10 protein-coding genes are annotated in these 11,488 nt (G+C 72.0%); 2 read left to right on the top strand and 8 right to left on the bottom strand.

Annotated elements, in window-relative coordinates:
* Position 1: 1 nt before the first annotated feature.
* The 5 genes from ABZY91_RS09985 to ABZY91_RS09965 all read right to left on the bottom strand — a co-directional run bounded on the left by ABZY91_RS09985 (position 2) and on the right by ABZY91_RS09965 (position 7,003).
* A complete protein-coding gene (locus ABZY91_RS09985) occupies positions 2–1,537 on the bottom strand; it encodes a polysaccharide biosynthesis protein (protein WP_355401218.1) in 1,536 nt (511 codons plus the stop codon).
* A complete protein-coding gene (locus tag ABZY91_RS09980; RefSeq protein ID WP_355401216.1) occupies positions 1,534–2,934 on the bottom strand; it encodes a polysaccharide biosynthesis protein in 1,401 nt (466 codons plus the stop codon). Before ABZY91_RS09980 ends, ABZY91_RS09985 begins: the two co-directional genes overlap by 4 nt.
* Positions 2,931–4,196 carry a glycosyltransferase family 4 protein gene (locus ABZY91_RS09975; protein ID WP_355401214.1) on the bottom strand — a complete coding sequence of 422 codons (1,266 nt, stop codon included), beginning with the start codon at positions 4,194–4,196 and terminating at the stop codon, positions 2,931–2,933. Before ABZY91_RS09975 ends, ABZY91_RS09980 begins: the two co-directional genes overlap by 4 nt.
* Positions 4,186–5,502 carry a nucleotide sugar dehydrogenase gene (locus ABZY91_RS09970; protein WP_329881645.1) on the bottom strand — a complete coding sequence of 439 codons (1,317 nt, stop codon included), beginning with the start codon at positions 5,500–5,502 and terminating at the stop codon, positions 4,186–4,188. The genes ABZY91_RS09975 and ABZY91_RS09970 overlap by 11 nt, the downstream gene beginning before the upstream one ends.
* 73 nt (positions 5,503–5,575) lie before the next feature.
* Complete coding sequence (locus ABZY91_RS09965) at positions 5,576–7,003, bottom strand: sugar transferase (protein ID WP_329881646.1); 1,428 nt, start codon at positions 7,001–7,003, stop codon at positions 5,576–5,578.
* An 848-nt stretch (positions 7,004–7,851) separates the two neighbouring features.
* Here ABZY91_RS09965 and ABZY91_RS09960 point away from each other — a divergent pair.
* Positions 7,852–8,124, top strand: a complete 273-nt coding sequence (locus ABZY91_RS09960; RefSeq protein WP_355401212.1) for a hypothetical protein — start codon at positions 7,852–7,854, stop codon at positions 8,122–8,124.
* Between the two features lie 205 nt (positions 8,125–8,329).
* Here ABZY91_RS09960 and ABZY91_RS09955 read toward each other — a convergent pair whose 3' ends face one another.
* The 3 genes from ABZY91_RS09955 to ABZY91_RS09945 are packed head-to-tail and all read right to left on the bottom strand — an operon-like array spanning position 8,330 to position 10,542.
* A complete protein-coding gene (locus tag ABZY91_RS09955) occupies positions 8,330–8,827 on the bottom strand; it encodes a GNAT family N-acetyltransferase (protein WP_355401210.1) in 498 nt (165 codons plus the stop codon).
* Complete coding sequence (locus tag ABZY91_RS09950; protein WP_329881648.1) at positions 8,824–10,158, bottom strand: DUF6271 family protein; 1,335 nt, start codon at positions 10,156–10,158, stop codon at positions 8,824–8,826. Before ABZY91_RS09950 ends, ABZY91_RS09955 begins: the two co-directional genes overlap by 4 nt.
* 45 nt (positions 10,159–10,203) lie before the next feature.
* Positions 10,204–10,542, bottom strand: coding sequence for a DUF6271 family protein (locus ABZY91_RS09945; RefSeq protein ID WP_355401208.1), 339 nt, complete (start codon positions 10,540–10,542; stop codon positions 10,204–10,206).
* Between the two features lie 528 nt (positions 10,543–11,070).
* Here ABZY91_RS09945 and ABZY91_RS09940 point away from each other — a divergent pair.
* Positions 11,071–11,349 (top strand): GlsB/YeaQ/YmgE family stress response membrane protein, encoded by a 279-nt coding sequence (locus tag ABZY91_RS09940; protein ID WP_355401206.1) that lies wholly within the window; start codon positions 11,071–11,073, stop codon positions 11,347–11,349.
* The last annotated feature ends 139 nt before the right edge of the window (positions 11,350–11,488 follow it).

Below are 11,488 nucleotides of genomic sequence, written 5' to 3'. Positions count from 1 at the left end.
CCTACCGCACCTCCTGGTCGCTGTCCGGGACCCTTGCGGTCCACATCGTCGTCAGCCCCGCCCGCCGCCGGCCCGTGCCGTTGTGCCGGGCCGGCCGCTCGTACCGGCCGCGCGTCGCGGTGTGCGGCCCCTCCCACAGCGTGCCGTCGGTCCGGTCGCGCGGATCCGGGTCGACCAGCACCACACCGATCACCGGAATGCGCTGGTCGGCGAGTTGCCGCGCCACGGTGTGCAGCCACGCGGCGCTCCCGTGCCCGGCCCGCACCACGAGTACGGTCCGCGTGCCGAGGTACCGCAGGTCGGTCCACGCCGTACCGGGCGCCACCGAGCCGACGCCGACCAGGCGCTCCTGGGACGGCACGTCCGCGGCCCGCTCGCCGCGGACCACGGTCGGGTCGCCCTGCTTCGGCCGGCGCCTGGCGAGCTGCGGGCCGGGCAGACCGTCGACGACGGTCACCGGCCCCTCCTCCGCCAGGGCCCCGGCGAGGTCCAGGGCGATCGCGCTCGTCGTGCGCGCACAGCCGAGGTCCAGCAGCGACACCGCGTCCGCGGAGCCGCGCACGGTGCGGAACAGGGTCGTGGTGAGCCTGGCCCGTGCCGCCCGGGTCCGGGCGAGCTGCCACCGGCCGACCGGCCGGCGGGGCACCGGGCGCAGCTCCGCGATGACCGAGGCCCCGAGGTTCGCCGCGATGTCCCGGCGCAGCACGGGGCGGTCCGCCACCACCGAGCCGATCGCGGCCACCGTGAGTCCGACGACCAGACCGAGGACGAGCCCGATCGCGGCGTCGGTGGCGGCGGTCACGACCAGGGACTGCCGCACCGGGTGCGGGGCGTCCACGATCTGCGTACCGGCGACGAGCCGGGGCGTGCCGACGTGCGCCTCGGCGGCGCGCCGGCCGAAGTCGGCGATCCGCGAGGTGAGTTCGGCCCGGCTGGCGTACAGCGCCTCCAGCTTCGCGGACGCCGACGCCTTCGGCCCGCCCTGCTGCGGTGCGTCCCCGATCTCCTTGTTGACCTGGGTGAGCTCCTGCTGCATCCGGTCGCGCTGGTCGAGCAGGGACTTGGCCTCCGCGTCCGCGGTCTCCTTGATCCGCCGCACGTGGTCCGCGACGAACGCGTCCGCGAGCGCCTTGGCCCGCGCCACCGCCTCCTCCTCGCTGCTGCCCGTCACCGTGATCTGCAACAGGTTGTTGGTCAGGCCGACGGCCCCGTACTCCAGCAGGAAGTCCTCCGGCAGCTCCGAGGAGCCGACGGCCTTCAGGGCCGCACCGGCGATCCCCACGGTCTGCAGCAGGGCCGCGTCGGTACGGATCAGCGTTCCGGGGTCGTTCGGCTGGTCCGCCTGGTGCGAGACCAGCACCGTGGTCACCGCGCTCGGCGGCGCCGGCCGCAGCACCGCCGCAGCCGAACCGGCCAACAGCCCCAGCAGCGCCAGGAGGCACCAGAAGCGCCGCCGCCTGCGCACCGCGACCACCAGCGACTGCAGGTCCACCAGAGGAGGGGTGGCCGCCGACTCCGATGTCATGCTCGTCGTCACCCCGAGCCACTCCCCGTGTCGTGGCCGACCGCGAGCGCCGGTTCGGCGCCGCCCGCGCGACGGCCGGCGGACCGCTCGGGACGGGCCCGGACCGCGGCGGCGACGACGATGCCGACGATCTCGTGCTCGGCGTCCGCACACGCCTCGACGATGCCGGCGAGCTCCACGTCGGTCCAGGTGCCCGCGCTGAGCACGACCAGGGCACCGGACTCGTCGTCACGGTCCGGCACCAGCGGCCGTGACATCGGGACCCCGACGACCCGGAGCAGCGGCTCGCTCCCCGCCTCGGCGGCGAGCTGCCCGGCGGCCAGCCGGGCCGTCTCGTCACCCTCCGGGACGACGACCAGCAGCCGCTGGGGGGCGGGCAGTTGGTCGCGCAGGCGGGCGCACACCCGCCGGTAGCGGACCTGCCGGCCCGCCTCGTCGCCGGAGGCGTGCGGGGTCGGCAGGTCCCACCGGACGTCGATGTCCAGCAGCCGGCGGACCAGGGCCCGCGGGCCACGGCCCTTCGACCGCTGCACGGGCCGCCCACCGGGCACGTCGACGGTGCCGAGGAGCGTCGAACCCAGCGCCGTGGCGATCTCCGGCCCGCCGCGCAGGCGCCGACTCACCCGCGCGGAGGCGAGATGGCCGATGACCGCGATCAGCACCGCCGACAACGCCCCGGCCACGACGAGCTGCATCCCCGTCGGCGGCGCCTCGGAGGTCGGCCGGGCCGCCGCCCCCATGACGACCATGGTGGCCTTGCCGGCCGCCGGGTCGACCTGGTCCAGCTTGTTGACGGCCTCCTGCAGCGTGGTGCGCAGCTTCGCGAGCTCGGTGCGGGTCTGCACGCTCTCCACGGTCTGCCCCGGATCGGCCGCGTCCGCCAGGTCGGTGATGCGGCGGCTGGCCTGCGCCACCATCTGCCGCAGGGCCTGGGGCTGCGTCGCCTCGGGCTCGGTGCCCTCGCCCGAGCCCGAGATCCGTGCGGCGAACGCGACGAACTGCTGGGCCACCTGGTCGGAGAGCTGCTGCGCCTGCTCCGGGGTGTCACCCGTCCCCGAGATCTTGATGATGTTCCCGTCCGCGGCCGTGGCGCTCACCCGGCCCCGCAGCTCGTCGGTGCTCGTGCTGGTGCCGGTCGCGGCCCCGGTGCCGGCACCGGTTCGGCCGAGCTCGGCGGCCACCCGGTCGAGCACCACCGAACTGGTCGCGATCTGCGCCTGGGTCATCAGCTCGCGCTCCTGCCACGCCCCCGGCAGCAGGACCGACGCCGACGTCGTGTAGCGCGGCGGGAACAGCAGGGAACCGCCGTAGCCGACGAGCGCACCCACCACGGCGAGGACGGCGAGGAGCCGCCACCGCCGACGGAAGATCCGACCGACCGTGACCAGACGTATCGCTTCGTCGCTCAACGGAGCGGCCTCTTCCCGGCCCGGCCCCGGCCGCCCGCCGACACCGGGGCGCGGCCACGGCAGGCGGCGGCGTAGGCGGCGAGCAGCGAACGCTGGGAGTTCCGCCAGGCGAGCGGCCCGTTGATCCGCTCCTGGCCGACCTTGCCCATCAGGGCCCGCTTCTCCGGATCGTCCAGCAACTGCGCCACGAGTTCGGCGAACCGGGCCTCGTCGTTGGCCGGCGCGTAGACGGCGGCGTCACCCGCGGAGACCCGCGCCTCGCGGAGGTCGAACGAGACGATCGGCCGGCCCATCACCATGTACTCCAGGACCTTGTTCATGGTCGACACGTCGTTGAGCGGATTGCGCGGGTCGGGGGAGAGGCACACGTCCGCGGTGGACAGGTACCGCACCAGGTCGGCGTCCGGGACGCGCCCGGTGAACTCCACCTGCTCCGACAGCCCGAGCTGCCGGGACAGCTCCACCATCGCGTCGAAGGTGTCGCCCCCGCCGACGAACACCGCGTGCCAGTCGGTCCGCCCGCACTCGTCGCGCAGCTTCGCGAGGGCCCGCAGGGCGTAGTCGACGCCGTCCTGCGGCCCCATCACGCCCAGGTAGCACAGCAGATGGGGCTTGCCGCGCTTCAGCTCCGGCTCGGGCGGCACCGGCCGGAACCGCCCGGTGTCGGGCGCGCTGCGCACCACGAACACGTCGTCCGGGCGCCGGCCGCCACGGCTCAGCGCGACGTCCCGGTAGCTCTCGTTCGTGGCGAGCACGATGTCCGCGGCCCGGTAGGTCAGCCGTTCCAGCGCGCACACGCCGCGGTAGAGCAGATCCTCACCGCGGTCGAACCGGGAGAGGTACAGCTCGGGCACCAGGTCGTGCTGGTCGAACACGAACCGGGCACCGCGCCGCTTCAGCCACAGGGCCGGCAGGAACAGCAGGTCGGGCGGATTGCAGGCGTGCACCACGTCGACCGGGCCGACCCTGCGGGCCAGCCGGGCCGTGTGCCACAACGCCGATCCGTACTCCCGCAGGTAGCCGGCCGGCCCCCCGGTGGCCGCGCGCAACGGGTACCGGTGGATCCGCACCCCGTCGATCACCGCCTCCGGCTCCGTGTCGCGCTTGCTCCCCTGCGGGCAGATGACGTCGACCGTCCAGCCCGCGTCACGGAGCGTCGTGCACTCCTGCCACACCCGCCGGTCGAACGGCACCGACAGGTTCTCCACCAGGACCAGCGCGCGACGGCCCCGCCCGTCGCCGCCCGTTGCGTCACCAGGCAAGGCCCACGTACCCCGGCTCGGTCCGGCGCGCCTCGGCGTCGGGAAGGTGGACGAGGTCGACGATCACCGGGCCGTCACCGTGGGGCAACGCCGACAGCACGTCCGGGTCCCTGGTCCCGACCACGCACACCTCGGCATGGTCGAGCACCTCGTCGACGGACTCCGCGAGCAGCTGCGCGAGGTGCGGCAGCCTGGTCTCGATGTACTCGCGGTTCGCGCCGAGCAGCCGTGAGAGGTTCACGTTGGGGTCGTAGATCCGCAGGTCGTAGCCCTTGCCGAAGAGCCGCTCCGCCAGCTCGACGAGCGGGCTCTCGCGGAGGTCGTCGGTACCGGGCTTGAAGGACAGGCCGAACAGGCCCACCCGGCGCCTGCCGGTACGCTCGACCAACTCCACCGCGCGCTGCAGGTGTTCGTGGTTGGAGGGCAGCACGTGGGAGAGGATGGGCACCGCGACGTCGGCCTGCCGCGCCGCGTGGACCAGGCTGCGCAGGTCCTTGGGCAGGCAGGAGCCGCCGAAGGCGAAGCCGGGCCGCAGGTAGGCGGGGCTGATGTTCAGCTTGCGGTCGGCCAGGAACACGTCGATCACCTGGTGCGAGTCCACCCCGAGCGCCCGGCACACCGCACCCAGCTCGTTCGCGAAGCCGATCTTGAGGCCGTGGAACGCGTTGTCCGCGTACTTGATGGCCTCGGCCGTCGGGACCGGCACCCGGAACACCTCGCCGGGCAGACCGTCGTACAGCGACGCGACCACGTCGCCGCTCGCCGGGTCCAGCTCGCCGATGACGGTCTTGGGCGGGTCGAAGAAGTCCCGCACGCTCGTGCCCTCGCGCAGGAACTCCGGGTTGACCGCGACCCCGAAGTCCACCCCGGCCGTGCCGCCTGCGTACTTCTCCAGGATCGGCACCAGCAGGTTCAGACAGGTGCCCGGGAGCATGGTGCTGCGGAACACGACGGTCTGCCGCCCGCCCCGCTCGGCCACCGCGGCACCGATCTGCTCGGTGACCCGCTCCAGATAGGTGGTGCACAGGCTGCCGTTGGGCTCCGACGGCGTGCCCACGCACACCAGCGACACGTCGCTGCCCATGATCGCCTCGCGGACGTCGGCGGTGGCGCGCAACGCTCCCGTCCGCACGACCTCGGCGATGAGCTCGCCGATCCGCTCCTCGACCACCGGGGCCTTGCCCTCGTTCACCAGGTCGACCTTCACCTGGTTCACGTCCACCCCGATGACCTCGTGACCCAGGCTGGCCAGGCATGCGGCCGACACACAGCCCACGTAGCCGAGCCCCAGGACACTGACCCTCATGACTCGTTCCTCCCCTCGGGCAGGCCCTTGTGGCCGGCCGTCCGCGCGTCGATCGGTCGACGCCCCCCACCCATCAGTAGGCCCCCTGCCCCTGGAGCACCGCACGCAGCGTCTTCCACAGAATCACCGCGTCCAGGGCGAGCGACCAGTCCTCCACGTACCGCAGGTCCAGCCGGACCGCCTCCTCCCACGGCAGGTCGCTGCGCCCGCTGATCTGCCACAGACCCGTGAGCCCGGGCTTGACGAGCAACCGCCGCCGGATGTCCGGCCCGTACGCGGCGGACTCCTCCGGTAGCGGAGGCCGCGGACCGACCAGCGACATCGAGCCGGTGACCACGTTCAGGAGCTGCGGGAGCTCGTCGACCGAGTACCGGCGCAGCACCCCTCCGATCCGCGTCACCCGCGGATCCCGGCGGAGCTTGAACAACAGGCCGGCGCCCTCGTTGCGGTCGGCCAGCTCGGCCCGCGCCCGGTCGGCCCCGGCGACCATGGTGCGGAACTTGATCAGGGTGAACTCCCGGCCGTCCTTGCCGACCCGGTGCTGCCGGTAGAAGACCCCGCCCCGGCTGTCCGCCAGCACCAGCAGCGCGACGAACACCATCAGCGGCGCGAACAGGATCAGCAGGAACATCGCACCCAGTCGGTCGACGACCTCCTTGACCACCCGGCGGCCCCCGGTGAAGGCCGGCATGCTGACCCGCAGCATCGGGATCCCGAGCACCGCGTCGACGTGCAGCCGCGGGCCGGCGACCTCCATCAGGACGGGGGCCACGACCATCTCGGCGTCGCCGCCTTCGAGGTTCCAGGCCAGCCGCTGCAGCCGGTCCGGTGACCAGTGCGGGTCCGGTGTGACCGCGACGACCCGGTAGCCGTCGCGGCGGACGTGGTTGGCGACGTCCGTCAGCCGGCCGACGACCGGCACCTCGTCCAGCCGGTCACGGTTGTGACCGAGGGCGTACGGCGTGCACACCGCCTCCACCCGCCAGCCGAGGTGCGGGAACTTGCGGGTCCGGGCGATGAGGTCGCTGACGGTGGCCGGGCTCCCGGCAGCGAGCACCGGGCGCAGGCACCGCCCCTCCTTGCGCTGCTTGTGCAGCCAGAGGCGCAGCAGGTACCGCTCGGTCATGGTGGTGAGCGTGATCGCCGGGATCGCGACGAAGATCCAGAGTTTGATGTTGTGCGACGTGAGGGCGATCCCGCCGAGCGCCAGCACGACGGCGGCGGTGAAAAGCGATCGTCCGAGCCGACGGAATTCCTCGGCGCCCTGGCCGAGTACGGCCGGAGCCCACGCCCGGGTCATCGCCAGCGACCCCATCACCAGCAGCTCGGTGAAGAAGGCGAGAATTCCCCATTTCTCGTGCCAGTTGGCCGCATCACGAACCCCGAAGAAGCGGCCTATCCCCGCGACCACGAAGGCGGTGGCCGCAGTATCGCTGAAGATCACAGCGCGGCGGTACTGTTGTTCCCATTCGATCTCGGGCCGGCTGATTCTCCCGTTCATCCGGCGCCCCCGCGCCGGTAGAAACGGGCTGGCTAATTCACCTTCCCCCTGCTTCACGGCCTCATCCAGGTCAGCAGTGGGTTCGACGTGTTCGCTATACACGGATCCTCCCCCCGGGAGGCTCGCACCTCCCGCACTGTTCCTCCCCTCGGGAGCCCCCGCCTCCCGTGCTGCACTGATCCCGCCCCTCGGGAGGCCCCGCCTCCCCCCGAATGGCAAACCACGTCATGCGGTGCTACGTGAACATCCCACCCGGCTGCCGGCGGGCGTGCGTATTCCACCGGAGTCCTGAAGCGTGTGGGAAACCGTCGACGATTGCTCTTCACACCCGACGCCCGGTTCGGGCGCCAAGAATCGATCACCTCCACGTCTTCCGCCGGGATGCGGCTGTCTGCCGGCCGTCCACGGCGTCGGACCTGGAGATCATCGTGTGCCGTTTCGCGTCGAGCTGTGCGAACCGAAAGTCAATCTAGAGCATCGGGGCCATCCGAAGGGGGCGATGTCTGAAACGTGTGGTCGATATTTGAAGCTTGATCGTCCGAACTGTGAATGTACGGGATTCCTGGGAAGGAAGAAGTGCATTGTGGCGTGTGGTGCGGGAGTGGTCCGGGTCCGAGGGGCTGCGGCCCGCTCCGGCGGACCGGTTCGACGGTGCTGCGCGGTCCGGGACAGGCCGGGGCGCCGGCCCGCCACGCCGGACGGGGCGTCGTGAAGGAACGCGACACCCCTGGCGCCTGCTCGGTACACGTCGGGACGCGGAGCGGCAGGCCGGTTCGGCGGGCGCTCGCGCGGTCCCTCCGGGTCCGGTCCCGGCCTCGGCGCCGGCCTCCGACGGCTACCTCGCCTCGATGTTCGCCCAGGCCTACGAGCGCGCGAAGTTGGAGAACGGTCTCGACCTGCTGATCGCGGCCGCCAGGATCAGGGAGAAGTTCGAGGACCCGGCGCCGGTCGCGCGGGCGTCGGACCTGGTGACGCCGGCGTCGGGTCCGGCCGGGGCGGCGGCCGGGGCGGCTGGGGCGGCGATCGTCTGCTTCCCCACCCTGGGGGAGTGCTCGGAGGAGTGCTCGGAGGAGTGCGCCGTCGCCGTGCACGACTGGCTGACCACCGGGCTCGGCGCCTGACACCGGCGCCACCGGGGGCTCCCCGCGATGAGGCACTGCTCATCGCGGGGAGCCCCCGGCCGGTCACGGCGCCGCCGGCCCGAGGCCCGCGCCACGGTGGGATCACGGTCCGGCACCCGGCGCTCAGGGCGCTTCCGCCGCCCGGCACGCCGGGCGCGTTCGTCCGGGCCGAAGGCGGTGTGGAATCGTCCGCGTGTCCCCGGAGTCAGCGCACCGGCATCGACATGTAGACCGCGCGTCGCCCGTAGGACGCGGGGACGGCCACCTCCCGGTGCGAGCGGTAGCCGATGATCCGCAGCAGGATGTCCGCCCCGCGCACCGCGACCATCGAGATCTGCTGGAAGCCCATCTCCTCCGCCCGCGCCCGGAAGTACCGCATGAACCCCAGCGCGACCTCCCGGCCGCGCAGGTCCTCGGCGATCACCAGGTCGTGCACGTGCAGGTTGTCCGACTCGAACGCGGCGTCCTCCGCCCGGGAGAGGTCCGGGCAGCGCAGCGGCGGGTACGGCAGGCTCAGCAGGTAGCCGCGGACGGTGCCGTGCTGCTCCAGCACGAAGCAGGTCTCCGGCGAGCCGACAGCACGGGACTGCAGTGCCTCCCGGCCCTCCGACAGGCCGTCGGCCGCGTAGGCGTCGTGCTCCAGCACGACCACGGCGTCCCAGTCGTCGTCGGTCAGCTGCCGTATCAGGAAGTCCTCGGTCACCCGGTCGCCCCGTCCACGGCGGGGTAGAGGCCCTCCGCGTGGGCCGCGGCCGCCATGCCCGCCCAGGCCTCCACCAGCACCACCCAGCGCGCGGCGTCCTCCTGGGCGTCGTCCAGGAGCTGCTGCCGCTGCCCGGCCACCACGTCCGCGAGCTCGGCGTACTTGCCGCCCAGCTTGCGGTAGGAGCGGTCCAGGACGTCCAGGCAGTGCTCGTTCCCGGCCCGGTCCCAGTCGACGCTGCCCCGCGCCAGTTCGAGGATCGGCTCGATCTTCAGCCCGTGTCGCTCGTCCAGCAGCCCGCGGCCGAGGTCGATCATCCCGCCGTAGACCGGGTAGAGGTACAGCATCGAGAGCAGGAGCTTGACGAACCCCATCTGGTACGAGATGAAGCCGTCGCCGATGCGGCGCTCGGGCGTGTAGTAGTTGACGATGTGGCGGTTGTGGACGACGCCGGGCAGCTTGGCGTGGACCAGGGCGTGCAGCAGGACGTAGTCGCAGCCGAGGGTCCTGATCGACGGCAGCAGCGGCAGCACCTCGTAGGCCCGGTGGTCCAGGGCGACGTTGCACATGAAGACGTTCCAGATGTCGGGCACGCCGAGGACGGAGTCGTCGGCGCTGAACGGCTCGGTGCCGGTGCCCCTGAAGGAGACGTCCACCATCGCGTCCCTGTCCTCGTCCGGCCACACCGGCGGGGTCCACAGGCGCACCACGTCGCGGTAGATGTCCGGGTCGATCTCGCGGATCTCGCCGATGTCCACGTTGAGTTCGCCGGTGAAGGAGCCGCTGACCAGCAGCACCGGCTTGTCGGCGTCGGCCGGGTCGAGCTCGGAGCGGGTCACGCCGGCCACCGCCTCGCCGGCCGGCTTGCCGATCGAGAGCAGCTCGTGGTGGATCGGGAAGACCTTCTGACCGTCGAGGACCTGGAAGTCGGCGTCGTCGTTGCGCAGGTGCGCCGAGGTGCATCCGAGGGCGGCCGCGCCCAGGAAGATCCGGTTGACGCAGGAACCGTAGGCGACGGCCGGCGGGAGCATCAGTTCGAGCAGCAACTCGGGGTCGGGGGCGCCGGACTGCTCCGCCACCCGACGCAGGAACACCCGCTGCTGCGCCTCGCCGAGGTGGTGGACGAACACGCCGGGGGCGGGGTCCAGCGAGGCCACGGCGTCCGCGTTCTTCGCGAATCCGGCGGGGTCGGTGGAGTCGGTGGTGTCGAGGATGAGGATGTGTACCTCGACCCCGAAGTTCGCGACGGCGAAGGCCGCCTCCTCGGCGAGGTCCACGATGGTGCCGGGGCAGGAACGCATGGTGGGCAGGGCGAGGCAGACTCGTTGCATGGTGTGGGGTTCTCCGTCTGATCGTCAGATTCGGTACAGCGGTTGTCAGTAACGGCGCTTCTGTGCAGGGTGGTTGACGATGGGTCGATCGTGCGCGACGCCGCTCGGGGTGGCGTCGAGGGCGGCACACGGGACGAAGTGGTCGCTGCCGGAGTTCTCGGTGGCCGATGGCAGCGGTACGTGCTCGTGCGCGTCCGGTGCGGGGAGGAGCTCGCCGACGGTCCTGGCGCGGTCGGTGAAGGCGGCGTCGCCCGAGGGGGCCGGGACCGGGGAGCGGACCTCCGCGCCGCAGTTCCCCGCCGCGTACGCGGCCTCCTTGCCCATGGCCGCGATCGTGGCGGGACGGGCGCGGCTGGTCGGCAGGGCCGAACAGGTTCTGCGCACGCGGCGTCTCCAATCGATCGTCAGACCCATGTGCCCGTCCGAGGACCAGAGCATGGCAATGCCCGCAAGGCTCGCTCAAAGCCGCGGTGAAGTAGTTGAGTTGAGGGGGTCGGTGAGTCGTGAGCGGTGTCGGCGCCGGGTTGCGGGGCTCCGCCGGACTCATGTGGATGACCTTAAATCACCACGGTGGACTAGACCAACTTCGGTGTCAACGGGATGCTTTCAGGGATCCGGCGGTGCGCGCCGACACTGCCCGATTGGGCAGGCGGCCCTGCCCTCGCACGGACTTCGGCGGGGCTCGCCGGGCGGGGGCAACGCGCAGGTCGGCCCATGTGCGGGGTCCCGGGCGGCGTCCGGGACCGGTCCCTGCCGCAGGTGCGCGCGACACGGAGCCGGGGCCGTCCGCGGCAGAGATGACGAGGGGATGGAGATGCCGAGGAGATTCGGGTGTTTGGAAACCCCGACGCGGTGAAGACGAGTGACGTCACCGGCTGCACTCGTCGAGACTCATCGAGGTAGGAGAAGCGCATGGGCGTCATCGCATGGATTCTGATCGGACTGTTCGCGGGCCTCATCGCCAAGGCACTGATGCCGGGCAAGGACCCGGGGGGCATCATCGTGACGATCCTCATCGGCATTGCGGGCGGCCTGCTCGGCGGCTGGCTGGGCAAGGTGATATTCGGCGTCGACTCCATCGACGGCTTCTTCGACCTCTCCACCTGGATCGCCGCCATCGCCGGCTCGGTCATCCTGCTCGCCCTCTACCGACTGCTCACCGGTAACAAGCGCCACCATCGCCACGCCTGAGAAGCCACTGGGTAACTGATCGACTTCGTGGTGTGACGCACATGGCGGTGATCTTCGCGGCGGACCGGGCCCGAAGATCTACCCCCAGTGCGTGGGGGTGTCACTGTGGGGAGGGGGGCTGGCGAGGGGGCGGGTGAGG

It is taken from the genome of Kitasatospora sp. NPDC002965, from assembly GCF_040611255.1.
Classification (GTDB): domain Bacteria; phylum Actinomycetota; class Actinomycetes; order Streptomycetales; family Streptomycetaceae; genus Kitasatospora.
The sequence above is the reverse complement of the archived record's forward strand: the minus strand, read 5'-3'. Positions and strand labels throughout refer to the sequence as shown.

Coding starts and splice junctions, on each gene's coding strand:
- ABZY91_RS09970 (WP_329881645.1), bottom strand. CDS start 5,502: ATGAGGGTCAGTGTCCTGGGGCTCGGCTACGTGGGCTGTGTGTCGGCC.
- ABZY91_RS09965 (WP_329881646.1), bottom strand. CDS start 7,003: ATGAACGGGAGAATCAGCCGGCCCGAGATCGAATGGGAACAACAGTAC.
- ABZY91_RS09960 (WP_355401212.1), top strand. CDS start 7,852: ATGTTCGCCCAGGCCTACGAGCGCGCGAAGTTGGAGAACGGTCTCGAC.
- ABZY91_RS09950 (WP_329881648.1), bottom strand. CDS start 10,158: ATGCAACGAGTCTGCCTCGCCCTGCCCACCATGCGTTCCTGCCCCGGC.
- ABZY91_RS09940 (WP_355401206.1), top strand. CDS start 11,071: ATGGGCGTCATCGCATGGATTCTGATCGGACTGTTCGCGGGCCTCATC.